We start from the raw sequence: 23,635 nt of genomic DNA, 5'->3' as shown, positions 1-23,635 counted from the left end.
CCAAATTACAACGTAAGTGGAAATTGGGGGAGATCTAAGTGATAAAGCGGACACTGGATGTGACGATTGCCATGGTAATGCTGCTTGTGCTTTTTCCAGCTATGATAATTTCAGCGGCAGCTGTCAAAAAAAATATGGGCGGCCCTGTCCTATTTAAGCAGGTGCGCCCGGGAAAGAACGAAATGCTTTTCAATCTCTATAAGTTTCGAACAATGACAAATAAAAAAGACGCGGCGGGAAATCTGCTTTCTGATGAGGAAAGAATAACTTATACGGGGAAAGTACTGCGGAAACTAAGTCTTGATGAACTTCCGCAGCTTTGGAACGTTCTTAAAGGGGACCTGAGCCTTGTGGGACCGCGCCCTCTGCTTCCGGAATATTTATCAAGATATTCTCCGGAACAGAAAAAGAGACACATAGTAAGGCCGGGTATTACTGGATGGGCCCAAGTAAATGGCAGAAATAATTTAACCTGGGAAGAAAAATTTAACTGTGATTTGTACTATGTAGAAAATCAAAGCCTTATGTTTGACCTGAAAATTCTCTTCATGACCCTATGGAAAGTGTTTAAAAGAGAGGGGATTGATAATTCAGGAGAAGGCGGGCGACCTTTTATGGGCAGTAAAACAGCACAGATAACTAATAAATAAAAAAAACACTTGCAGATATATATTGTTCAAAACGTTTGATCAAATTAAAGGAGGCAACAATGAAATCCCCAATTGATTTTTTAGAAATACTGTCCATTCTTAAAAGGCGTATCCGCCTGATAGTTCTAATGACTTTTTCAATTACTGCTGCTGCTGGTCTAATGACCTACTATTTAGTTACTCCGATGTATGAAGCTTCTACGCAGATACTGGTCAATCAACCACCTTCAGAAGGAGAAGCTTTCTCTTCCAGGGAACTGGAAACAAGCAGGGAGCTGATCGAAACCTATAACACGATCATTACTTCTTCCCGAATTCTGGATCCAACACTGCAGCAGCTGGGATTGGAACAGTCAAGAAGTGAATTGAGCAGTCAGATTACTGTAAGGGGTGAAGGGGAGTCCCAGGTTCTGCGGATCACGGTGGAAGACAGCAATCAGGCTGAAGCAGCAGATATTGCCAACACTCTTGCCTCAGTATTTCAGGAGGAAGTACCACAGATAATGAATATAAATAATGTATCTTCCTTAGCAGAAGCAGAAGTAGAGGGAAATCCTTCTCCGATAAGTCCTAATATCGGGTTAAACATGGGAGCAGCATTTATCGTGACCCTCGGGCTTGGCATAGGAATTACTATGTTTCTTGAATTACTGGATAATACGATTAAATCAGAAGCAGATATTGAAAATGAATTAAATATTTCCGTTCTGGGACAGGTTTCCACTGTCAACGTAGAGAACAGACCTGATTTAGAGGTACTGTCATCTGCAGAGAAATCACAAGGAAGTGAAACTTATGGTGCATAGAAAATTTAAAAATGACAAAAATTCGAGAAAGCGATTTCTGTTGACCACACTCGAAAATCGTTCACCTGCAGCAGAACAATTCAGGACGCTTAGAACCAATATGCAGTTTATGCAAATTGATAGAAAGTTGAAAACCCTTGTAGTTACCTCCCCTCTTCCTGGTGAAGGTAAATCTACAATAGCTGCAAATTTAAGCATTGTTCTTGCCCAGCAGGAAAGCAAAGTACTGCTTATTGATACGGACCTTCGTAAACCTTCCGTTCATTACACTTTTGAAATATCCAATAATATCGGGTTTACTAACGTAGTTACAAACCAGGCAGGAATAAAAAACGCAGTGAAACGCACATTCAACCCTAATTTATCTGTTCTTACTTCAGGCCCCCTCCCGCCTAATCCAAGCGAACTGCTTGCATCGAACAGGATGAAGAGGTTTATTGAAGAAGCGAAAAAACAATATGATTATATTGTTTTTGATGCCCCGCCGGTTAACGCTGTGACAGACGGACTGATTCTGTCAAGTATGGTTGATGGAACAATGCTGGTCATTAGAAATGGAAAAACGGAAATAGAGCAGGCGAAAAAAGCGGTAGGTTCCATTCAAAAAGTAGAAGGAAATTTGCTCGGAGCAGTGCTTAATGACTGCCCGGTAAAGGACACTCCCTACTCCTATTATTACGAAGAGGGATAAACAGGATAACTCTATAATAAAACCGGAACTACGTGCAAAGGCGGGAGGACGATAATGAGAATACTTATAATTGCAAATGATTTAGTAGGGCTGTACAGTTTCCGCCGGGAATTGATCACGGCTTTAGCGGTAGACCACGAAGTGACATGTGCAGTGCCGGAAGATGGAAGCAGCGGCTGGCTGAAAAAAATCAACTGTAAATTTATCGATTACCCTTTAAGTAAACGGGGAGTCAATCCTCTGGAAGATGCAAAATTAATTTTAAATTATGCAAAAATCATTAAGGGTTTAAAACCGGATGTTGTACTGACTTATACAATTAAGCCGAATATTTACGGAGGGATGGTAAGCAGATTTTTTAAAATTCCTTACATCTCCAATATTACTGGTCTTGGCTCGGCCGTAGAGAACGCAGGATGGCTCCAGAAAGTTACTTTAACCATGTATAAGGCAGCACTGAAAAAAGCCTCCTGTGTTTTTTTTCAAAACGAATCGAACAAAGAAATGTTTGTGAAGAGGGGAATAATTAATTCCAGATATGAAACGCTGCCGGGCTCTGGAGTAAATCTCGAACATTATGAACCGCTCAAGTACCCCGAAAGCAGTAGTTTACACTTTTTATTTGTTGGAAGGTTGATTAAAGAAAAGGGAATCGATCAATATTTTGATGCAGCAGAATTTCTTAAAAAAAAATATCCTTTTGTTAACTTTCATATGGTAGGTCATCTCATTGAGGGATTTCCACCCAGATTGAAAGAACTTCAGATAAAAAATGTAATCCAATATCATGGAGAGCAGAAAGACATGAGAAAATTTTATATGTTGTCCCACTGTACAGTTCATCCAACTTATTACCCGGAAGGAATGTCTAATGTCCTGCTGGAAAGTGCAGCTTCAGCAAGACCGGCTATTACGACTGACAGGGCCGGGTGCAGAGAAATTGTAGAAGAAGGTGTTAACGGATTTTTAATCAAAGGAAAAGACAGTAACGATCTAATAAATAAAATCGAAAAATTTATACAGATGGATTACGAGGGGAAACGGCAAATGGGCCTCAAAGGAAGAAAAAAAGTGGAAAAAGAATTTAATAGGGAGAAGGTTACTGCTTCCTACATGAGAGAATTAAATTCAATCAGTGCTGAATCAGGATCTTCAGAAAAAACTCTGCCGGCTATTAAAAAATCTGTTTCCAAAGGATAATTAGAATAAAATGTACATGGTGCGCGGAGCCGGATCTTGGTTTAATAAGCTTTTAGACTTAGATTTGTCTGACGGTCTTTGATCCTTGCGCAGCCGTGTTCACTGGCACTGGAAGAATGGGTTACAGCAGTATGTAAGCACAGGACCGGGGGCAAGTAATGCTGTACCTTTTTTAAACTTTCGTCTTTTTAATCCTCCCGAGATCAATCTTTTTACGCTGAAAAGTAACAAATGAAAAATTAATTCGACAATTCACATAGTTTCATTACTATAAAAATTATAAAAAACGCAGCTTTATGAGCTTAATCATAGAGCTGCGTTTTTGTATTTTTAAAAAGCTATATACAGGAATCACTTTCATAAATGCTTTTTCAGCCAAATTTACGAGTAGTTTAAACAAATTCTATCCTGACGTTCACGTTTAAAAATAACCGCAGCTGAAAACAAACCCTCGGTAAATCGTTCACCTGCAGGGGAGGGCAACTGCCTGTAAAACTAACGTCTGTTATGAAAGGGGTTCCATGAAAAGTGAAATTTCAAATTATCAAAAACAGCCAATCTTTCTAAATTTATTTTTCTGGAATGAAAATTTTTTAAATTGGAGGAGGAATACTATGATTCAACACTCGAGGAAATTAATAAATTTTGTTGAAGATAAAGAAGTTTGGGATAGCATCGTTAAGCAGTTTTCACAAGCTGATGTATATTTCACTTATGAATACTGCAAGTGGGCAGCTGAAACAGAAGGGGGAACAGCAAAGCTCGTCTATTTCAAAAATGAAAAGGGAAGTATTATCTATCCAATCATTATCAGAAGTATCAATATGGGACAAAAAGATGAAGTCTATGATATTACAACACCTTATGGATACGGAGGGCCAATATTAAAAGGTGACCCAGAAACAATAAATGAGTTCAAAGAGGCTTTTTATCACTACTGCCTGAATAACAGAATTGTATCTGAAATAATTAGAGTACATCCATTAGTAAATAATAAAGCATACCTCTCAAAATACTGCAGTCTTCAATATGTCAGGCAGACTACTGCTGTGAATTTAAAGCCTTCATTGGAAAAAATACGGGAAGGCTACTCCAAAATGAATAAACGCAATATAAAGAAAGCTGTTAAAAATAATTTAATTTGCAAAGAAGTGGAAAAAACAGCAGGAAATATTCATACGTTCTACGAATTGTATAAAGAAACGATGAATAGAAAATATGCATCTCCTTATTATTTCTTTGACCAGGAATCTTTGTCTAAGCAGATGAATAATTCCAACGTATCAAACGCTCATCTTATATTTGTTTATTCTGACAATGCGGTAGTTTCTGCAGTAATTCTGTTTACTTCTAATAAGCTGGCACATTATCATTTAGGAGCCTCCGATGAGAATTATTTGTATTTGAGACCTAATAATTTAGTATTTGATTATATGGTAAAAATATCAAAAGAATCAGGGTGCACTCTGCTTAATTTAGGGGGAGGCTATAGTGAAAACGACAATTTATTCTTATATAAAACTTCATTCTCGAATGGGAATAATTATAGTTTCTATATAGGGAAAAATATATTTAATGAAGAGCTCTACAGAGAATTGGAATTATTTGCAGGTGTTGATAACAGTTTATCAGAAGGCTTTTTTCCATCATATAGAACTCCTGTAAGAGAACGTATTCAAAGCAGTCAGTGAAAATTTAAATTTTTATTAAGTAAACATCGTTAAACGATTCAAATAATATAAAGAAAGCAGGGATTTTATGGATATTTTAGGGAAAAAAGTAAGGCTTAGAGCTTTGGAAAGAAAAGACATGGAGGAGTTGAGAAGTTATCATAATGATCCTGAAATAGGCCCTCTTCTTGGCGGGTGGTCCCATCCAATATCTTCAGACCAGCAAAATATGTGGTTTGATAAACTGGCGTTCGATGATTTGAACCTGCGTTTTGCCATTGATACTGAAGAAGATGGGTTTATAGGTATATCAACTATTACAAATATTGATCTCAAAAACCGTTCTGCTTACCATGGGATAATAATTGGCAAAAAGAATATGCAGGGACATGGATATGGGAGAGATACTGTAATGACAACGATGAAATATGCTTTTGAAGAATTACAGCTTCATCGGCTGGATGGAGACATTGTAGAACATAATATCCCGTCCCATAAACTCTATGTAGGAAAATGCGGGTGGAAAGAGGAAGGGATAAAGAGAGAACATGCTTTCAGAAATAACAGATATTATGACCGAATTATGGTAGGGATTTTAAAAAGTGAATATCTGGAACTGTGTAAAGAAGGCGGATATTGGAACACGGAATCGAATAAAGCTTCAGTTTAAGCAGAGGAGTTTAGATTCAAGGGATCCTATGCCTTAATATTCCTTCGAGCATAGGAATCCCTCCATTTATTTAGAATTCGTTAGTGTTCTTTTGCTATTATTTCGAAAAATTTTGTTTTCCGGTCTGATTAATGTGCTGGATAATTTATATCCATTTAAAAAAAGAGATAAAAATAAATCATAATTGGAAAGCAGGGGAGCATTGCATATGAAGAAACTGGAAGGACAAATATCCGTTATTACTGGTGGAGCAGGTAATTTAGGCAGCACAGCCGCAGAACTTTTTTTGAAAGAAGGTTCCAAGGTAGCTATAGTAGATAAGGACCCCGAACAATTAAAATTGGAATTAAATAGATTAGGTAAATTTGGGGATATTATTAGTATTCAAGCAGACGTAACTAGTGAAAAAGACGTAAGGGATTATGTGGACCAGGTGCTGTCCACCTGGGGAAGGATCGATGTTTTTCTAAATAACGCCGGTATTCTGGGAAAAGTAGCCCCCCTCATAGATCAGGAGACAGAGGACTTTGAAGCCATTATGAATATCAATGTAAAAGGAGTGTTTTTAGGATTAAAATATGTGCTTCCGATTATGATAGATCATAAAAAGGGAAGCATTATAAACACTTCTTCTACTTCAGGACTGACAGGCAGCAGCGGTAATTCTCTGTATTCTGCTTCTAAGCATGCAGTAGTCGGTTTAACCAAAACTGCAGCTTTGGAATCAGCACCATCCGGAATAAGGGTAAACTCTATACACCCTTCACCAATCGATTCTGAAATGATGAGAATAATTGCGAAGGAACTGAATAAGGACGACCCGGAAAAAATTAAAGAGAAAATCACTGCGCGTATACCTTTGGGAAGATATGGAGCGATGCAGGAAGTTGCTAATTTAATGCTGTTTTTGGCAGGAGATGATTCAAAATTCATTACAGGAAGCCAGTACCGTGTGGATGGAGGGATGGGTGCCCGCTGAACACTTGCAAATGTCAGAGTAATTTCACATCTGTGTGCTTTTATTTACGGTTCATTCACGCTCCTTTCGGGTATAGAATAATAAGGTCCGAGAGGAGGTGGAGAAGATGAAAAAGCGTATTCCAATAGTGCTGGAAACGGATCGCAAAGACTATGACCTTGCGATTGAGAACATGATTAGTGAAGGTGGTCCAATTCGTCTGATCGCTGAAGATGAGGACGATAAAGAAATGGACCTTAATAAATCTATGAAAGAGGAAATTAAAAAGGAAAAGCCGCTTCATTAAAATCAAGGATGACAATAAATAAAAAGGAAAGGATGTTTCTGGATGCCGAAACAGCCATTAATCTAACCCCGGATTTTCTGTGTAACAGCTGCAGAAAATCCGGGGTTCTTTGTGCTGATGTTTAGTGTTGCGAAAAAAAAGGTACAGTCTCCTTAGTGATTTTAGAAGGAGGATGAAACATATGAAGCCCCATAAATTATATATTAACGGTAAATTTACGGATTCCACTGCGAAAGATACTATTGACATAGTGAATCCGGCTACAGAAGAAGTGATTTCCAGAATCTCAAATGGTACAGAAGAAGATGTAGAAAAAGCTGTTTCAGCAGCTTTTAAAGCTCAGAAAAATTGGGAAGGAACGCCGTCGAATGAAAGAGGACGGATTGTTCGCGAAATTGGCCTGAAAATGAAAGAAAACAGGGAAACGTTTATTAAACTTCTTATTGAAGAACAAGGAAAAAGTGAGGAAATGGCAAGCGGAGAAGTCGATCTCGCTATCGACTATTTTCAGTATATGTCGGAATGGTCCCGCCGGATCGAAGGAGAAATAGTACCAAGTGACCGCGCGAACGAAAACATTTTTATACATCGGCGGGCTATAGGTGTAGTAGCAGGGATTGTTCCTTGGAATTTCCCTGTATTTATACTCGCCCGTAAAGTAGCGACTTCATTGATGGCAGGATGCACAATCGTTCTTAAACCAAGCCAGCAGACTCCAAATACAGCAGCCTACTTCACAGAAATGTTGGATAAAATGGATATTCTCCCAAAAGGCGTCTACAATTTTATTACCGGGAAAGGTTCCACTCTCGGAAATGCACTGGCTACTCACGAAAAAGTAGCTATGGTAACGATGACCGGAAGTATTCCTGCCGGAGTAAAAGTAATGGAAGCAGCAGCACAGAACATTACGAAAGTAAATCTTGAACTTGGAGGGAAAGCTCCTGCTATAGTAACTGAGCAGGCGGACCTTGATCTTGCTGTTGAAAATATTACGAAAAGCCGTATTATTAACGCGGGTCAGGCATGTACTAATGCTGAGAGAGTATATGTTCATGAAAGCGTGGCAGAAGAATTCACGAAAAAAATTACAGAATCAATGAAAAAAGTAACTTTTGGAGACCCGCTTCAGGACTCGTCTCTTGATATGGGGCCGCTCGTAAGCGAAGATCGTTTAAAAGAAGTGGACGAAATGGTACAGGAAGCAAAAAAGGCAGGAGCTAAAGTACTCGCTGGAGGCCAGCGGGCAGATACAAAGAAAGGCTTCTTCTATGAACCAACTGTGATTTCGGAAGCAAAGCAGAGTATGCAGATTATAAAAGATGAAATATTCGGTCCGGTCCTTCCGATAGTAACGTATAACAATATCGATGAAGTGATTGAAATGGCAAATGATTCTGTTTACGGTCTTTCTTCCTCTGTCTATACAGAAAACTACCACCAGGCAATGAAGCTTTCCAATGGGCTCCGTTTTGGAGAAACCTTTGTAAACCGCGAAAATTTCGAGGCGGTCCAGGGATATCATGCCGGATTCCGTCAATCCGGGATCGGCGGCACAGACGGAAAGCACGGTCTGGGAGATTTTCTCAGCACTCAAGTAGTTTACATGCAGTATAAAGACGATCATCAATAAAAGAACCTTTTGACACTTCAGCTGCCGCTGGAGTGTCTTTATTTAATGTGCAGAAGAAATCTCTGGCGGCACAAGGTCTCGTACGATACAATGAAGGTTAGACTAAACGTACGAAGAAGGAGCATAATGATGAGCGAATCTATAATTGAAACACTTCCTGGTTTTTTACAGGAAGCTTGGAAGAAGTCCGGGTTTACTGCATTCACACCTATTCAAAAGCAAATGCTTCCAAACGCATTGGAAAATAGAAATATTATTGCGGAGGCACCGACAGGTTCAGGTAAAACGGTAGCCTATCTTCTGCCGGCATTAAATAAACTCAACAAAAACATTAAACAGGCCCAGATAATTGTGGTCGTTTCCTCAAGAGAACTAGCTATGCAGATTCTTTCCGAAGTACAGGCATGGACGGAAGGAAGCGGCTATTCCAGTACCGCCCTGATCGGAGGGGCAAATGTGAAGCGGCAGGAAGAAAAGCTCAAGAAGAAGCCAGCAATCATTATAGGTACTCCCGGGCGTCTCCTGGAACATATAGAATCAAAAAAATTAAAAATGCACGAGGTTTCCACTCTGATCCTGGATGAAGCGGATCAGCTGTTTGCAAAAGAACACATTACGGGAATTGACAAGCTTATAAAAACCGTGAAAAGAGACTGCCAGAAGTTGATCGTTTCTGCGACCATTCCGCCCCGTATCGAGAAGCAGGCTGAGGAAAGGGTCGATAATCCAGATATCATCAGGATACGTATGGATAAAGAAATGCTTAAAAATATGGAGCACGTTTATCTTGTCGGTGAACGAAGAGACAAAACGAAACTTCTCCAGAAGCTTGTCCAAATTGAAGGTTTTTACGGCATCGCATTCTGTAACGACCGCAATGAACTGCAGACCTATGGAGAGAGGCTGGAATATAAGGCTAAAAAAATTGCCTTATTGCAGGGAGAAACAAATAAGCAGGAGAGAGAAGCAGCCATGCAGAAATTCCGAAACAGGGAAATTCCACTGCTGCTCGCTACTGATGTCGCATCTCGTGGGCTGGATCTGCATGACTTAACCCACGTCGTTCAGCTTGATCTTGCAAATGATGTGCATCAGTACGTACACCGCTCAGGGAGAACGGCACGTGCAGGCAAGAAAGGGGTAGTCGTTTCTATCGTAACAGAAGGAGAAAAAGAAAGACTACTCCAAATAGGAGATACCCTAGGACTGACATTGACTCAAAAACGGTTATCCCATGGACGCCTTGTATAAATATAATCCAGCTTTATGTTATGATAATCATATCGAAATGGATGAAAGGGAGTATATAATGAATATCAGACGCGCCAGTGCAGACGATTATTCGGGTATAGCCCGCGTTCATGTTGACAATTGGCTGAACACGTATAAAGAGATTTTTCCGGCAGAAGTTTTGAATACCTGGACGTATGAAACAAGAGAAGTGCGCTGGAAAAAAAGTCTTCCAAAGGCGCTCAGCGGAGGTACAATGACTTTCGTAGCGGAAGAGAAGGGGACCATCCTCGCTTTTGCCCTGGCAGGTACAATGCGTGATGCCCGTCTCCGTATGCGGTATACGGGAGAAATTTACGGGGTTTTTGTTCATCCCGAACATCAGGGACGAGGGCTGGGCCGTAAACTCTTCGAAGCTTGTGCCGAGCATCTGCTTTCTTTCGATCACGCACGAGCAGCTTTATGGACGTTGGAGAATAATCCTGACAGGGATTTTTTCGAAACTGTGGGAGGCAAGAAAGTATATGATGCGCCGGCGGAAATTGGCGGCCACAGCTATACAAAAGTTGCTTACGGTTGGGATGACCTGGAAAAATTTCAAAAGCACCAACTAAAGCTGAATTAATTGAATGAATTTCATTAGTGCTTTTCGCAGATAAAAATACGAATACTTATAGCGGGTTATAAGCTGATGTTCGTATTTAGAAATGAGCGCAGGGAAATATAGCAGTACCAGAAGGATAAAGTACGGTCAGCACACAATGTTATGTTTATTTTTCAATTTTTTACAGTGTTGATTTCTATTTTAAAATATGAAATTGATTCAATGAAGCTAATATAAGTTTTCACTTTCAGGCTGTCCCGATTTTTACGGGACAGCCTTTTAAATTTCGGATAATGAATGATGAAGACGGAAAGCAGGGCTTAAAGAACAGGATTCTTCGAGGAATACAGTACATGTTTCTCATGTAATGCTCTGCTGACAGGTACGGTGCATATCTAAACCATTTCTATGATTAATAACATAATGATAATAAAAACTACACATAACTATTTGATAAAATGAGAAAGTCAGAGGGTAATTATATCTGTGGGCTAAAAGGTTGAAAGTATATTTTAAGAAGTTGTTATGGTGAAATAACTTGAATGCAGCTGACAGAATTTCTTGAAACTAGATTTCCCATGATCCATTGCTTGTAATTATCAATTATTAGAGATAATGTTTTTAGACTGATGATTGAAACCGCACACAGCGACTCCGGCGGGATCTGAGTAAGATCTGAAAATCAGTCTTCCAAATGTTCTGGCGTTAACAGGATTGACCTTCAATAAAGAAACCATTTTTCAGCGATGAAGACATTAAAAAGAGCTGTCCCAGTTCATTGGGGCAGCTCTGTCTTCAGTAAAAAAAAGCGTGTTCCAAAGCAGCAGCGTAGTTTTTAAAAGGTTCGAGCCAGACAGTTTATTTTTCGTATCTGCTTTTTTTCTTTTTTTCACGAAGTTCAGCCATTTTATCTGATATGCGGTTTTCCACGGCATTTGTCTTTGTTTTGTCATAAATCATAGAAGTAATCCTGCCGTTGGAAATATTTACGTGCAGATGGGATCCACTTTGTACTCCATCGGGAAGGTCAGAAGCTTCAACAATATACTCTTCTTTTAATGATTCGATAATAATGACCGCGAATTTGTTATCTTCAATCCGATCAATAAATCCTTGATACTTACTCATAGCCATTCTCTCCTTTACTGTACACACGCAATTTCTTCTTCCAGTATTTCATCTATGCGACCTTCGCCAATTCCACTGACGCGTGTCAGGTCCCTCACACTGGAAAATGGCCTCAGATCCACAATGTCTTCAGCCCGCGCAGGTCCTACCTGATGAATATCCTGTAATTCCGTCAGGGAAGCGCTGTTAATGTTCACGCAATCACCTGTATCAGGATCAGGATTGTTTTCTGAACTGTTCTGGTCCGCGCTGTTGTTACTCGGGGAAGAAGAACCCTCGTTACCGGAGCTGTTGTCCTGCGCAGTGACATCGCCAGTTGAGCCGGTGGTGATTTCTAATGTCTCTCCGTCTGAAGCAGCTATGATCGTTCCATGAACGTGAGTTCCATATATATCAGCTCCAGAGTTATTTATCCGATCGATTACCTCTTCATGTGGATGACCATACTGACTGTCCTGTCCAGCAGAAACAACAGCGATTCGCGGCTCAACAGCTTCCAGGAATTCTTCAGAAGTGGAGGTGTTTGAGCCGTGGTGCCCAAGCTGGAGAATGTCCGCCTTCAGCTCATGTCCCCTTGAAATCATAGCTGATTCCGTATGTGTCTCGGCATCTCCTGTAAACAAAAAGCGATTATCACCGTAAGTAAACATTGCTGCAAGGGACCCTTCGTGCACATCTCCTGATAGGGTTTCCGGATTTAATATTTCAATTTCCAAAGGACCGGCCTGAAACGTATCTCCGGACCGCGGTTCAATATAATCGGCTTCGCTGTTTATGACTGAATCGATAACTCTCTCAAAAGTTTGAGAACTTGTTTCATCACCGGACATCCATACTTCTTCTACTTCTATATTTTCAATAATCGTATCCATCTGCCCAATGTGATCGGCATGGGGGTGGCTGCCAATCATAAAATTAAGGTGTTCCACACCCTGATCTGTCAAATAGTCAAAAACATCTGTCCTGTTCCAATTACCGCTGTCATATAAAATATTGTAATTTTCATCCTCATAGCTGTATGTGAAAAGCGCAGCATCGGCCTGACCAGCATCAATATAGTGTACTTCCAGTCCGCTCAGATCTTCTTCGAAAGAGTTTTGTTCTTCTACTGTATTATTCTCCTCTATAGACTGGTTATTTTCTTCAACAGTTTCATTGTGTTGATCGCTCTCTTCATTATTTAAATTTTCGGGCTCATCTTCTTTTGGTTCTTCCTGTTCCGCTTTTGATATATTATCCGTTTTGTTTTCGTTTTTGGCTGGTGTTTCCTGAGAACCTTCTTCACTGTTATTAAAAGTACTGCTCTCATTTTCAGTATTTCCGCTGGAAGTGTTGTTACTTTCAGTTTCAGCCGTTCCGCAGGCGGTCAAAATTGCTAAACTGATCACTGCAGCTCCTCGATAAAAGATTCTCACATCGCATTCCTCCCATGAATTTCCGGATATGTCGACTATAAGCCCTTTCTATATGGAAAACAATAGAGAGAAATAATATTATCCTTTTGAGGAAATAAATCGAAGTATTTCGCGGTTTTCTGAAGGGAATCTATGTCAGAGGCCAATATTGTTAAAATAGCGCCTGTAACAGACCTTCAACATGGAGGATCTTCATTCAAGCTTCTTTTCCAAAGGAATTTCTGGCCTGGTTCTAATTTTGTACATTCTTCGTTCAACCAGCGGTCTTTCTGTCATCAAAAATTAAAAAGATGTGAAAAGCCTCTGGTGCCGATGAAAGAAGGAGACTGAAAAATTTCCCGGAATGCTGTCCACCCGGAGATCTCCTCCACGGCAGAGCTGAAGCGGAGTTTTCTACATTTATCAACAACAGAATCCTTTACCACAGCTTTATTATTAACACCGAACGTAAAAAAAGCCGAAGAAATAAGCATAATCAAAATTCTCCCTTAGAATAGCAGTTTTTCAGTAGGAAAATGAATGGAAATCACGTACAATGAAAAAACCGTTCCGGGAAAGGATGATAGAAATGAAGGAAAAAGTAGGGCTCGCACTTGTAGGAACCTGGCATGTTCATACGAAAGGATTTATTGATAAACTGAACACGCTTTCCAATGAAAAAATAGAATGGAAAGCGGTATGGGACCATGATAAGGATCGTGGCACAAAGTTTGCTGAACAGCTGAATGTGCCGTTCATCAAACAGTATGAGGAGATTTTAAATGATGATGCGGTTGATGCCGTGATGATTGAAGCAGAAACGAATCGGCATTTTGAGCTCATTATCAAAGCAGCTAAGGCTCATAAACATATTTTCACGGACAAAGTTGTGGCGGTTACGGGAGAAGAAGCGGAAGAAATACGGGAGGCTGTACGAGGAAACAATGTGAAATGTGTAATTTCCCACGAATCTCTTACTATTGGCGCTTATCAGTATGCAAAACACCTGATATCAGCTGGAGAATTAGGAGAACTCCTTTCTATCTATTTTCGACGATCTCATGGTATGGCCAAAACGAACCGTCTGCCGGAAAGCTGGTATGACAGGTCTACTGCGGGAGGGGGAGCATTGATCGACCTGGGTGTCCACGGCCTCTCCCTGCTCACGTTCTTGGGAGGATTACCGGAATCTGTACACGCACGCATGAAGTATGTCACGAAGAGAGAAGTGGAAGATACAGCTACGGTCAGTGTTTCTTTTAAAAACAGTTCGCTTCTTGGTGCTGCTCATACAAATCTTGTTTCCGGAGCGCGTGGAAATCTGCTTGAGGTTACCGGTACGAAAGGAAGTTTAACAATCCTGGGAGAAAAGAACCCGGATGTTTTCGTTGATAAAGGTGAAGGGGATGGAGAATCACTACTGGTGGATCAGGCAGTATTTGCTACAGAAGGAGAAGTACCTGTGAACCTGTTTATTGATTTTGTCCTCGATCAGTCAGACACGAGGACGGAATTGTTCGGGAGCGGGTGTGACCTTGATACAGCAGTTACGATTGTCAAAATGGCGGAAGCTGCTTACGAAAGCGAAAAAAGCGGAAAATCTGTATATATTTAAGCTTTTATATCCGCTTAAGTAGTGGAAAACTGTCATCAGCTTTCTCTCTGACCATAGATAAATATAGTTTATTTTTGAACCCAGGAACCCCCCATGCGGCCAAGCCGCGTGGGGGGTTCTTTGGCATTACTGCTTTAATGAAATTGTTTCGTTTTCCACACTTACTTCTATATTACCAACCGTTTCCTGATCAAGAATCAATTCGGTAATTCGGTCTTCAAGATGCTCTTGTATAGTTCGTCGCAGCGGGCGGGCTCCAAATGAAGGATGATATCCGAGCTGGGCGAGTTTTTCTTTAGCATCCTGAGAAACTTCCATACTGATTTTCTGTTCAGATAGAGTTTCCTGAAGCTCCTTCAGCATGATATCGACAATTTCAACCAAGTGTTTTTTCTCGAGCTTATTAAATTCAATAATCGCATCGAATCTGTTCAGGAACTCCGGTTTGAAATAAGGAGTAAGAAAATCAAGGACATTCTGTTCTTTCATCGTTTCGGTATCACCAAAACCAATAGGACCCTGTTTTGATAATCCACTTCCAGCGTTGGTAGTCATAATGAGCACTGTATCTTTAAAACTGACCGTTCGTCCCTGACTGTCGGTAAGCCGTCCATCTTCCATAATCTGCAGAAACATATGCTGCACATCGGGGTGAGCTTTTTCAATCTCATCAAGCAGGATAATGGAATATGGGTTGCGCCGGACTTTTTCAGTCAGCTGTCCGGCTTCTTCGTGACCGACATAACCTGGAGGAGAACCGATAAGCTTGGATACAGCATGTTTTTCCATATATTCACTCATATCCAGACGGTGCATAGCTTCTTTTGATCCAAACATTTCTTTAGCCAGCGTTTTTGAAAGTTCTGTTTTACCAACCCCTGTAGGGCCTACAAACAAGAAAGAACCAATAGGTCGATGCTTGGCTTTCAATCCAGCACGTGAACGGCGGACTGCCTTAGCAACTTTTTGAACAGCTTCTTCCTGACCGATAACACTGCCGGAAAGATTGGAAGCAAGGTTTTTCATTTTCGAAGATTCATTGTCCTGCAGTTTACCTACGGGAATGCCGGTTTTCTTTTCAATAATCATCTGAATTGTATCAGCTTCGATAGTGATGACATTATCCTTCTGTTGTCCTTCCAGTTGTTTTTCCAATCTTTCTTCAAGATCACGAAGTTTAGCAGCGGCCTCATAATCTTCTTTTGAGAGGACGGCCTTTTTCTCTTCGGCTAGTTCAGTTAGACGTTTTTCGATATCTTCCTGACTGGAGCTGCCTGCTTTAAGATTCATTTTAGCTCCAGCCTCGTCCAGCAGATCAATTGCTTTATCTGGAAGGAATCTGTCCTGAATGTAACGGTTGGAAAGCGTAACACATGCTTTTACAGCTTCATCGGAGTATTTGACATCGTGGTACGTTTCATACCTGTCCTTAATACCCAACAAAATCGTTTCGGCTTCCTCAAGAGAGGGTTCATTCACCATAACAGGCTGGAACCGTCGTTCAAGAGCACCGTCTTTTTCAATTGACCGGTATTCTTTCAATGTCGTAGCTCCAATGACCTGAAGCTCCCCGCGGGCGAGTGCGGGCTTTAATATATTACCTGCATCCATTGATCCTTCTGCTTTTCCAGCTCCAACGATTTGATGGATTTCATCAATGAACAGGAGAATATTTTTACGCTGTTGCAGCTCGGCGATAATCTTTTTTAAACGCTCTTCAAACTGACCGCGGATTCCTGTGTCAGCGACAAGGGATGAAACATCAAGCAGATATACCTGCTTGTCCATAAGTTTAGCTGGAACGTCCCCTTTACTGATTTTCAGTGCCAGGCCTTCTGCAATAGCTGTCTTACCTACTCCTGCTTCACCGATAAGCACTGGATTATTTTTGTTGCGCCGGTTTAATATTTCAATAACTCTCTCTACTTCATTGTCACGACCGATAACCGGGTCAATTAAACCTGCTTTAGCTGCATTGGAAAGGTTGCTCCCCAGTTCGTCGAGCAGTCCTTCTGAGGTTCCTTCCGCCTGCTCTTTCTGAGCATAATGCTGTGAGTCTGCCGACCCGGAGCCCATGGAAGGGGAACTGAATTGTTTGAACAAATTATTCATCATATTTTCAGGAAAACCGCCCTCGGGCCCGGAAGGCTTTTTATTAGCTGCCTGTAATTCTTCAAAACAGGTGTGGCAAAGCTGAAGGTTGTGTTTCGTATAATTCTGCTGTACCCGGACATTGACAGTTGCTTCTCTTCTATTACAATTTTGGCATTTCATAATATGCGGCCTCCTTCATTAGTTCAAAGTATTTTTGACTTTGACTATCTTTGACTATATTATAATTTGACCAACTTTAACTTTCAAATATTTTGCTTTAATATTTTTAAAATAGTCAGGATATATTTTCACCTATCCCTGTCCTTTTGGGAGAGAAGGATCTTAGAAGTTGTTTATGTAAAAAGTACCCTGCTCTCTGACAGGCGCTCTATTATTTAAATTTCTTTGGAGATTTTTAGAACAGCTGTGTTAAAGTCTGTTATTGGTACATGTAAAAAAACTCCGCTCCAGCCCTGCCGTGGAGGAGCTTTCCGGGGTAGGGATGCGCTCTGCGGGATCTTTCCAACTTCTTTTTCCACAGGCACGTTTCTGCCTCGTTTTAATTTTCCAATACAGAAAGCCCGCTGTTTGAATCAAGAAGTTACCAAGGTAGAAACTAGTGCCAGGGCAGAGACGCTTGCGGAAAAAAAGCAGGAAGATCCTTCCGGACGACAGGTAAGCCGCGTTTGGGACAGGCGGAAGAGCAGCAGGTACTCCAAAAACTACACGGAGCTTTAACAGAGACACTCATGCAAAAGCCCTGCCTCATGAGGCATGAAAATAGCCTTTTACAGGAATGGAACATCCCCTCTATTCAGGTCGAATGAATGATAGTCAGAATTAGCTTAGACCGGCCCTCCTGGAAAGCGTCCCCATGCAAACGAAAGCGGACACCTATCGCTTTTCTACTTTATTTTCAAGGCAGCCTTTAGAATACGTGGGAGGTGTCTTGTCATTATTGTTCTCTATTATCATACTTTTTCTATAAAAGATGAAAGAAAGTGATATAATATACTCATAATTGTTCTATGAGGAGGACGACTTCATAAAATTACCAGTACTTATTACATTAATTACTGCGTTGATGACAGGCGGAATAGTCTACATAGCATTATCAAATACGGAAGGAAAAGCACTTTCATATGAAAGCATGCCGATAAATGAAATTAAATTGAAGGAAAAAGATGAAAAAATTAATCGTCCATACACAGAGGAAGTTATTATAGGGGCAATAGGAGACGTTCTGCTGCATGATCGTGTTTATGAAGATGCGGAAACGGAAGATGGCTACGATTTTATGCCTATGATCAAGCCTGTAGAGGAAGAAATGAAAGAACCTGACTTTTTAATGGCAAACCAGGAGTCTCTACCCGGAGGTGAAGAACTTGGATTATCCGGTTACCCCATGTTCAACAGTCCGGTACAGATTGTTGATGATCTTCAACAAGCTGGAGTAGACTTTTTGAGTCTGGCCAATAACCATTCCCTGGACACTGGTTTAGAAGGTATAAACAATACAATCGATTACTTAAATAGTGTTGATATGCCTTATACCGGAGTATATGAAAGCTGGGAAGATTATAACGAGGAAAGGATAATTAACGTTAAAGGTATAGACATAGGACTGCTTTCTTACACTTACGGTACAAACGGAATACCTGTTCCGGAAGGGCACGAATATGCTGTGTCGATGCTCCGTTACCCGGAAATGCTCGAAAAAGTGCGGCTTCTTGAAGATAAAGTAGATGTACTGATCGTTCATGCTCACTGGGGAGAAGAATACGCAAGACTTCCGAATGATGAGCAGAAATGGGTCGCTTCCCAGTTCGCAGAAGCAGGGGCTGACATAATAATTGGACACCACCCTCATGTTCTTCAGCCTATAGAAAAATTAGAGACAAAAGACGGAAGGGAAGCAGTCGTTTTTTACTCGCTCGGAAATTATTTAAGCGGCCAGGTCTTTGAATATACAGACATAGGAGGGATAGCGGAAATCAAACTGGAAAAAGAAATAAATGGAAATTCAGAGAATGTTGTTTTAAAAAATCCGAAAATTCTTCCAACCTTTGTACAGCATGAAGATCACGATAATCATAGGGTAATAACACTGGAAGAAGCCTTTGAGAAAGGTTATACGGAGAAAGACCCTGCGGACATAACAGCCCATATTCGCCAATTCATAGATTGAAACGTTACTTTCTGGTTGCTGCTTTAAATTGGAAGAACTTCTTTGCAGGATTTATTTTTATTGTCAGAAAATTTAACGAACAGACTGTACATATTTAAATTAAAGTATAAAATGTAATTAATGGACTCTTCTCTATATGCATGCAAAGTCCTGACGGCCAGCTTAAAATAAGGGGTTGATTACAATGCTGTATACTTTACACAGTCTATCTGAAGGAAATCCTATGCTGCCGAGTTACGTTGAAAATGCAAATGATCTTTGGGACCGTATTTGGAAGGAAGCCGAGAATGGTCAACCACTCCCCCTGCTTTTAACGAGAGCGCAGGGAGAATTCGTTTTGAACTGCGGAGGGAAAATCATCGGCAGAGAAATTATGGCATGGTCAGGTTTTGCATATCTCTACCCGCTCTATGGTTTTACGGAGGAAACAACTTTAATGGCAGGTGAACTGCTGGAGGCTTTTAGACAGTCCGATTGCAGCAGTAAGGTGAAGCTCTATGTTGAAAAAGCAGCAGCCCTTTATGATATCACGGAACTTTCTCCTCTATAAGAAGACTGACAAAAAGACCGGAAAGCTCAAATTTGAGCCTGTCCGGTCTTTTTTTAAGCTGCTTTATTCATTGAGGCAGTCTTTTTATTCTGGGAAACAATTTTTTTAACGTACCATATTATAATAAGAAGTGTGAGAATACCTCCAATTACTATAGAAAGGGGGTAGCTGAGGGAGAACCCTTCTGGAGCATAAAACACATAAGTACATACAACCGCGGTCATAAACACGGCAGGAATTCCACAGACCCAGTGAGCTTTCTGATTGTAAAGAAGGTACATAGCTCCTGTCCAGAGCATCACAGTAGCTACGAGCTGATTAGTCCAGCCTACATATCTCCACAAAAATGTATAGTCAATCGTTGATAAAAGAAAAGCAGGAACGGTAACTGCAATTGTAGCAGCAGATATAATTACTTTACTGTCAGCCATGCTGAACCCTTTTTTAATTAAATCAATGAGCATCATCCTTGAAGAACGTATAGCTGTGTCTCCAGTAGTAATAGGAAGGATGATTACTCCGAGTACCGCAAGTATGCCACCGAGAGTTCCTAATAAAGTGATAGAAATTTCGTTGACTACTCCTGCAGGACCGCCTGCGTTCAAAGCCTGCTGCAGACCTTCCGTATTTCCAAAAAAAGTCATGCCGGCAGCAGCCCAGATGAGAGCAATAATTCCCTCTGCAATCATAGCTCCATAAAAAACTTTTCTGCCATCAGATTGTTTTTTGATTGTTCGTGCGATTATCGGACTTTGGGTGCTGTGAAAACCGGAAATGGCACCGCATGATATTGTCACCATCAGTAAAGGCCAAACGGGGAGATTTTCAGGATGAAGGTTCGCTGTCGTTATATTCGGAATGGACTGATCGGTAAAAAGGAGTGCCACAGCGATAGAAACAGCCATAAATATTAAGATACCACCGAAAACCGGGTAGACGCGGCCGATAATTTTATTAACAGGCAGAAGAGCGGCCAACAGAAAATAAGAAAAAATAAGTACAATTGCAACGATGAAACTTAGCGGCGTCAGTTCAGCAATTAATTGAGCAGGACCTGCGGTAAACGCAGCTGCTACGAGTATCATCAGTAAAATGGAAATAAGATTAATACCTGCCTGCATTGGCCGGCCTAAATATTTCCCTACGAGCGCAGGGTACTGGGCTCCGTTATGTTTTAAAGAAAGCATTCCGGAAAAATAGTCATGTACAGCTCCTGCAAATATACAGCCAATTACGATCCAGATAAATGCTATCGGCCCATAAAGGGCGCCAAGTACGGCACCAAATATCGGACCGAGACCTGCAATATTTAACAGTTGAATTAAGCTGCCCTTCCACCAAGACATAGGCACATAATCCAACCCGTCAGGATTTTCATAGGCGGGCGTAAGTTTTTTGTCATTTATTCCAAATACCCGCTCTACTATTTTCGAATACACAGCATAGCCGACGATCAAAAGAACGACAGCACTTAAAAAAGTAATCACGAAAGTCACCTCTGTATAGTATGGTTAAAAGAAACACAGAAATCAGTTTAACCATTTAAAGGGACAAAGGCAAGGGTGTTTTCAGAAGATATTTATAAATTAAATTTTAAGTGGGTAATTAGTGACGAATATAGGTAAGTTCTCCATTGGTGCGGGGTTATGACAAAGCGATATTTTGCACTGTAATTATGAGGAATTTTTCATAAAAAGCTGCCTTGCAAATAAAGTATAAAAGCAATTAACGTGCGCTTTCGTTTCCATGGGGTGAAGGACGGGCCTCAGCATTCCTTCCTCTCTTCCGTCGGGCAGCGGCGTGGGGTTCGTTCTTGATCGCCTGCTATAAGGCTTTTCAGAAAAGCAAATCATCAACAGACCCTGAAAATAAAAGCAGATGCACTTCTGAAAATATCGTGTCTTTAATAAAATACTATCGTTGTGTCAATTTCCTCTCCTAGTTCATCCATCGTGTCTTCTTGATAGGGAGCTTCCCATTTAATTCGTACAGATTCGATCTCACTAACTTCAGAGAAATCAAATATAAAAATCAGCGAGGCATGACGTTTAGTGTGAGCAAGCATAGTCGTATCTATAATGTCGGACAGCAAATATTCAGGATTAAGCTGTTCACCGGTATTTAATGCGATAACAGGGGAGTCTGCATAGAAAGTGATATCTTCGTTCGAAGTATTTTCAATCCATACATCAACTTGAATATAATCCACACTTTCCTCCTTAAACATTTCAAAAAGTTCTCCTTTAAATGCCCCGCTGGAAACCATAGCTTTTTCAATATGCAGGGAAACGGGACCTGAGGTAGATGTTTCCAAATCACTGTTATAAAAATGTGTAACAAGAAGCTCAAAACCCTCAATATCAAGAGCTGATGCATCATTTTGCTCTCCAATATTTGTTTTCTTTGTTGCTGCCACACTTTCATCAGACGGATCATTAAAGCTGCAGGAAGTAATAAGAAACAATGAATGAGATACGATAATTGTTCGTTTTAACATACCAGGCAACTCCCGTCATAATTTGATAAAAAAGGAGAATGGTTGTTTTTGAATAAATGAAAAAGAGGTTTTTATTTGCTTTTATTTTACCATAATTTCAAATGAAAGGTAGTATTTATTACTTTATAACGAACAGAAGGCTCAAAAGTATATTTATGACATGAAAAGACTTCAGCCGTTTTTTTGCCGTGATGAGTATATCCAGTAGTATTCACATGATTTTACGTGGCTATAAAACAGTGGGATGACTATTTTCATTTCCCGCTTTCGTTACCAGCTGTTTTCTTCACATAAGGGGGCTCTTAACGACTTTTTTAGATGAATTCTTCTTCTGGAATGGAGGGCGGAGCGATCTGTTCACCTGCCTGAGACGTTTCTGACTGGGGCTGGTTTCTACCTTTGTACATTCTTCGTTCAGAAAGTGGACTTTCTGTATTTAAAGTCAAAATGAAGCGGAAACGCGCCCGGAGAAGAAGGGGGCCGGGAGATCCCGGAGGGCACTATAGTCCACCCGAAAATCTCCTCTACGGCAGAGCTGAAGCGGAGTATTCTACATTTATCAACACTGGACTTAACACAGCTTTTCAATAGGAAGAGGCGGCTTCAAGCTGCATTTACAACAGATAAAATGGACAAAATGGTGTAGGCAATCACAAGGCCGCCTGCTCCTATCAATAGAATGAGTATGATTCCTTTTTTAATTAATTCCATCATTTTCACACCTTTACATAAGCTTATCCTTTCATTATGACAAGATTCATTTAAAAAAGATACAAATGTCGATGCTTCGTCACACAAATGCTACAATAAAACGGATACTGATAGAGAGGACTTGATAAAAGTGAACCAGACAATTGAAATGCTCCTGAATCATCGGTCAGTAAGAAAGTTTAAAGAAGAACCCATTTCTGAGGAAGTAATTATGAAGCTTGTAGAAGCAGCACAAATGGCATCTACATCCAGTTTTATACAGGCTTATTCTATTATTGGGATTAAGGATGAGCAAAGGAAAAGGCGATTGGCAGAATTAGCAGGGGAACAAAACTATGTAGCTGAAAACGGGCATTTTTTCGTTTTTTGTGCTGATTTTCATCGTCATGAAATAGCAGGGGAGATGGAAGCAGTGCAAGTTAAAGCCGCGGTCGAATCTGCTGAAAAAATGATAGTTGGTATTACGGATGCCACACTTGCCGCTCAAAACTGCGCGGTTGCTGCAGAGTCTTTAGGTCTGGGGATCTGTTACATCGGTGGTATCAGAAATAATATTGAAGAAGTTTCAAAAGAACTTCATCTCCCGGACCATGTTATTCCCGTCTTCGGTATGTGTGTAGGGATTCCAGATGCTGACCCTTCCAAAAAACCCCGTCTTCCTAAAGAAGCTGTTTATTTTGAGGAGACGTATCCGGATGATGAATTTCAAAAAGAGCAGCTCGAAAAGTACAATAATATCATTTCTTCTTATTACGAAGAACGAACCAACGGAGAAAGAACCGACCGCTGGACAGAACAGATGGTATCCATGCTTTCTTCTGTCAAACGGAAACATATGAAATCATTTTTAAGACAGAAAGGGTACGGTGTTAATTAGTTTAATGAGCCAGCTGTTTCAGCAATGATTAAAATGTATTCTCAAACTGCAGAATGAAATCCTATTATATCCTTATAGCTGCGGGGTAAACTGAGCTCAAGAAACTAATGGTAGAAGGGAAGCAAATACACGATAAGTGCAGTAGAATGACGAAACACGATA

Annotated in this window: 20 protein-coding genes; 15 read left to right on the top strand and 5 right to left on the bottom strand. The window is 40.5% G+C overall.

Features of this window, described 5'->3' with window-relative positions:
• The first annotated feature begins 41 nt into the window (after positions 1-41).
• The 11 genes from FTX54_RS10205 (at position 42) to FTX54_RS10155 (ending at position 10,440) form a co-directional block, all read left to right on the top strand.
• Positions 42-650 carry a sugar transferase gene (locus FTX54_RS10205; RefSeq protein ID WP_422387433.1) on the top strand — a complete coding sequence of 203 codons (609 nt, stop codon included), beginning with the start codon at positions 42-44 and terminating at the stop codon, positions 648-650.
• A 59-nt stretch (positions 651-709) separates the two neighbouring features.
• Positions 710-1,456 (top strand): YveK family protein, encoded by a 747-nt coding sequence (locus FTX54_RS10200; protein ID WP_147802486.1) that lies wholly within the window; start codon positions 710-712, stop codon positions 1,454-1,456.
• Positions 1,446-2,147 carry a CpsD/CapB family tyrosine-protein kinase gene (locus tag FTX54_RS10195; protein WP_147802485.1) on the top strand — a complete coding sequence of 234 codons (702 nt, stop codon included), beginning with the start codon at positions 1,446-1,448 and terminating at the stop codon, positions 2,145-2,147. The genes FTX54_RS10200 and FTX54_RS10195 overlap by 11 nt, the downstream gene beginning before the upstream one ends.
• 54 nt (positions 2,148-2,201) lie before the next feature.
• A complete protein-coding gene (locus FTX54_RS10190) occupies positions 2,202-3,347 on the top strand; it encodes a glycosyltransferase family 4 protein (RefSeq protein ID WP_246125545.1) in 1,146 nt (381 codons plus the stop codon).
• A 614-nt stretch (positions 3,348-3,961) separates the two neighbouring features.
• Positions 3,962-5,038 carry a lipid II:glycine glycyltransferase FemX gene (locus tag FTX54_RS10185; RefSeq protein ID WP_187254442.1) on the top strand — a complete coding sequence of 359 codons (1,077 nt, stop codon included), beginning with the start codon at positions 3,962-3,964 and terminating at the stop codon, positions 5,036-5,038.
• 67 nt (positions 5,039-5,105) lie between these two features.
• The gene (locus FTX54_RS10180) at positions 5,106-5,687 is read left to right on the top strand and encodes a GNAT family N-acetyltransferase (RefSeq protein ID WP_147802482.1); all 582 of its coding nucleotides are present in this window, start codon (positions 5,106-5,108) and stop codon (positions 5,685-5,687) included.
• Between the two features lie 208 nt (positions 5,688-5,895).
• Positions 5,896-6,666, top strand: coding sequence for an SDR family NAD(P)-dependent oxidoreductase (locus FTX54_RS10175; RefSeq protein ID WP_147802481.1), 771 nt, complete (start codon positions 5,896-5,898; stop codon positions 6,664-6,666).
• 106 nt (positions 6,667-6,772) lie between these two features.
• On the top strand, positions 6,773-6,952 hold the full coding sequence (locus FTX54_RS10170; RefSeq protein WP_147802480.1) for a hypothetical protein: 180 nt from the start codon (positions 6,773-6,775) through the stop codon (positions 6,950-6,952).
• 181 nt (positions 6,953-7,133) lie between these two features.
• Positions 7,134-8,585, top strand: coding sequence for an aldehyde dehydrogenase (aldA, locus tag FTX54_RS10165; protein WP_147802479.1), 1,452 nt, complete (start codon positions 7,134-7,136; stop codon positions 8,583-8,585).
• A 126-nt stretch (positions 8,586-8,711) separates the two neighbouring features.
• On the top strand, positions 8,712-9,836 hold the full coding sequence (locus FTX54_RS10160) for a DEAD/DEAH box helicase (RefSeq protein ID WP_246125544.1): 1,125 nt from the start codon (positions 8,712-8,714) through the stop codon (positions 9,834-9,836).
• A 58-nt stretch (positions 9,837-9,894) separates the two neighbouring features.
• On the top strand, positions 9,895-10,440 hold the full coding sequence (locus FTX54_RS10155) for a GNAT family N-acetyltransferase (RefSeq protein WP_187254441.1): 546 nt from the start codon (positions 9,895-9,897) through the stop codon (positions 10,438-10,440).
• A gap of 837 nt (positions 10,441-11,277) precedes the next feature.
• Here FTX54_RS10155 and FTX54_RS10150 read toward each other — a convergent pair.
• Together FTX54_RS10150 and FTX54_RS10145 are read right to left on the bottom strand one after the other, a co-directional pair.
• Positions 11,278-11,547: a DUF3006 domain-containing protein gene (locus FTX54_RS10150; RefSeq protein WP_187254440.1), complete on the bottom strand. Its 270-nt coding sequence runs from the start codon at positions 11,545-11,547 to the stop codon at positions 11,278-11,280.
• A 14-nt stretch (positions 11,548-11,561) separates the two neighbouring features.
• Positions 11,562-12,962 carry an MBL fold metallo-hydrolase gene (locus FTX54_RS10145; protein WP_246125543.1) on the bottom strand — a complete coding sequence of 467 codons (1,401 nt, stop codon included), beginning with the start codon at positions 12,960-12,962 and terminating at the stop codon, positions 11,562-11,564.
• Positions 12,963-13,530: 568 nt separating this feature from the next.
• Here FTX54_RS10145 and FTX54_RS10140 point away from each other — a divergent pair.
• Positions 13,531-14,556: a Gfo/Idh/MocA family protein gene (locus FTX54_RS10140; protein WP_187254439.1), complete on the top strand. Its 1,026-nt coding sequence runs from the start codon at positions 13,531-13,533 to the stop codon at positions 14,554-14,556.
• A 126-nt stretch (positions 14,557-14,682) separates the two neighbouring features.
• On the opposite strand, the gene FTX54_RS10135 is transcribed toward FTX54_RS10140, so the two are convergent.
• Complete coding sequence (locus tag FTX54_RS10135; protein ID WP_147802475.1) at positions 14,683-16,830, bottom strand: ATP-dependent Clp protease ATP-binding subunit; 2,148 nt, start codon at positions 16,828-16,830, stop codon at positions 14,683-14,685.
• 841 nt (positions 16,831-17,671) lie between these two features.
• Between FTX54_RS10135 and FTX54_RS10130 the strand changes: the two genes are divergently transcribed.
• Together FTX54_RS10130 and FTX54_RS10125 are read left to right on the top strand one after the other, a co-directional pair.
• Positions 17,672-18,838 carry a CapA family protein gene (locus FTX54_RS10130; protein ID WP_338484460.1) on the top strand — a complete coding sequence of 389 codons (1,167 nt, stop codon included), beginning with the start codon at positions 17,672-17,674 and terminating at the stop codon, positions 18,836-18,838.
• Between the two features lie 184 nt (positions 18,839-19,022).
• Positions 19,023-19,388 carry a hypothetical protein gene (locus tag FTX54_RS10125; protein ID WP_147802473.1) on the top strand — a complete coding sequence of 122 codons (366 nt, stop codon included), beginning with the start codon at positions 19,023-19,025 and terminating at the stop codon, positions 19,386-19,388.
• Positions 19,389-19,441: 53 nt separating this feature from the next.
• Here FTX54_RS10125 and FTX54_RS10120 read toward each other — a convergent pair whose 3' ends face one another.
• Both FTX54_RS10120 and FTX54_RS10115 read right to left on the bottom strand, forming a co-directional pair.
• On the bottom strand, positions 19,442-20,875 hold the full coding sequence (locus FTX54_RS10120; protein ID WP_147802472.1) for a carbon starvation CstA family protein: 1,434 nt from the start codon (positions 20,873-20,875) through the stop codon (positions 19,442-19,444).
• A 416-nt stretch (positions 20,876-21,291) separates the two neighbouring features.
• Entirely contained in the window at positions 21,292-21,885 is a 594-nt protein-coding gene (locus FTX54_RS10115) for a hypothetical protein (RefSeq protein ID WP_147802471.1), read from the bottom strand.
• 841 nt (positions 21,886-22,726) lie between these two features.
• On the opposite strand from FTX54_RS10115, the gene nfsA reads away from it, so the two are divergent.
• Complete coding sequence (gene nfsA, locus FTX54_RS10110; protein ID WP_147802470.1) at positions 22,727-23,473, top strand: oxygen-insensitive NADPH nitroreductase; 747 nt, start codon at positions 22,727-22,729, stop codon at positions 23,471-23,473.
• The last annotated feature ends 162 nt before the right edge of the window (positions 23,474-23,635 follow it).

This window comes from Alkalicoccus halolimnae (assembly GCF_008014775.2).
Lineage (GTDB): Bacteria > Bacillota > Bacilli > Bacillales > Salisediminibacteriaceae > Alkalicoccus > Alkalicoccus halolimnae.
The sequence above is the reverse complement of the archived record's forward strand: the minus strand, read 5'-3'. Positions and strand labels throughout refer to the sequence as shown.

What these genes read in the sequence shown, in the direction of transcription:
- FTX54_RS10200 (WP_147802486.1), top strand. Translation starts at nt 710, where the DNA reads ATGAAATCCCCAATTGATTTTTTAGAAATACTGTCCATTCTTAAAAGG.
- FTX54_RS10195 (WP_147802485.1), top strand. Translation starts at nt 1,446, where the DNA reads ATGGTGCATAGAAAATTTAAAAATGACAAAAATTCGAGAAAGCGATTT.
- FTX54_RS10190 (WP_246125545.1), top strand. Translation starts at nt 2,202, where the DNA reads ATGAGAATACTTATAATTGCAAATGATTTAGTAGGGCTGTACAGTTTC.
- FTX54_RS10185 (WP_187254442.1), top strand. Translation starts at nt 3,962, where the DNA reads ATGATTCAACACTCGAGGAAATTAATAAATTTTGTTGAAGATAAAGAA.
- FTX54_RS10180 (WP_147802482.1), top strand. Translation starts at nt 5,106, where the DNA reads ATGGATATTTTAGGGAAAAAAGTAAGGCTTAGAGCTTTGGAAAGAAAA.
- FTX54_RS10175 (WP_147802481.1), top strand. Translation starts at nt 5,896, where the DNA reads ATGAAGAAACTGGAAGGACAAATATCCGTTATTACTGGTGGAGCAGGT.
- FTX54_RS10170 (WP_147802480.1), top strand. Translation starts at nt 6,773, where the DNA reads ATGAAAAAGCGTATTCCAATAGTGCTGGAAACGGATCGCAAAGACTAT.
- aldA (WP_147802479.1), top strand. Translation starts at nt 7,134, where the DNA reads ATGAAGCCCCATAAATTATATATTAACGGTAAATTTACGGATTCCACT.
- FTX54_RS10160 (WP_246125544.1), top strand. Translation starts at nt 8,712, where the DNA reads ATGATGAGCGAATCTATAATTGAAACACTTCCTGGTTTTTTACAGGAA.
- FTX54_RS10155 (WP_187254441.1), top strand. Translation starts at nt 9,895, where the DNA reads ATGAATATCAGACGCGCCAGTGCAGACGATTATTCGGGTATAGCCCGC.
- FTX54_RS10150 (WP_187254440.1), bottom strand. Translation starts at nt 11,547, where the DNA reads ATGAGTAAGTATCAAGGATTTATTGATCGGATTGAAGATAACAAATTC.
- FTX54_RS10140 (WP_187254439.1), top strand. Translation starts at nt 13,531, where the DNA reads ATGAAGGAAAAAGTAGGGCTCGCACTTGTAGGAACCTGGCATGTTCAT.
- FTX54_RS10135 (WP_147802475.1), bottom strand. Translation starts at nt 16,830, where the DNA reads ATGAAATGCCAAAATTGTAATAGAAGAGAAGCAACTGTCAATGTCCGG.
- FTX54_RS10125 (WP_147802473.1), top strand. Translation starts at nt 19,023, where the DNA reads ATGCTGTATACTTTACACAGTCTATCTGAAGGAAATCCTATGCTGCCG.
- FTX54_RS10115 (WP_147802471.1), bottom strand. Translation starts at nt 21,885, where the DNA reads ATGTTAAAACGAACAATTATCGTATCTCATTCATTGTTTCTTATTACT.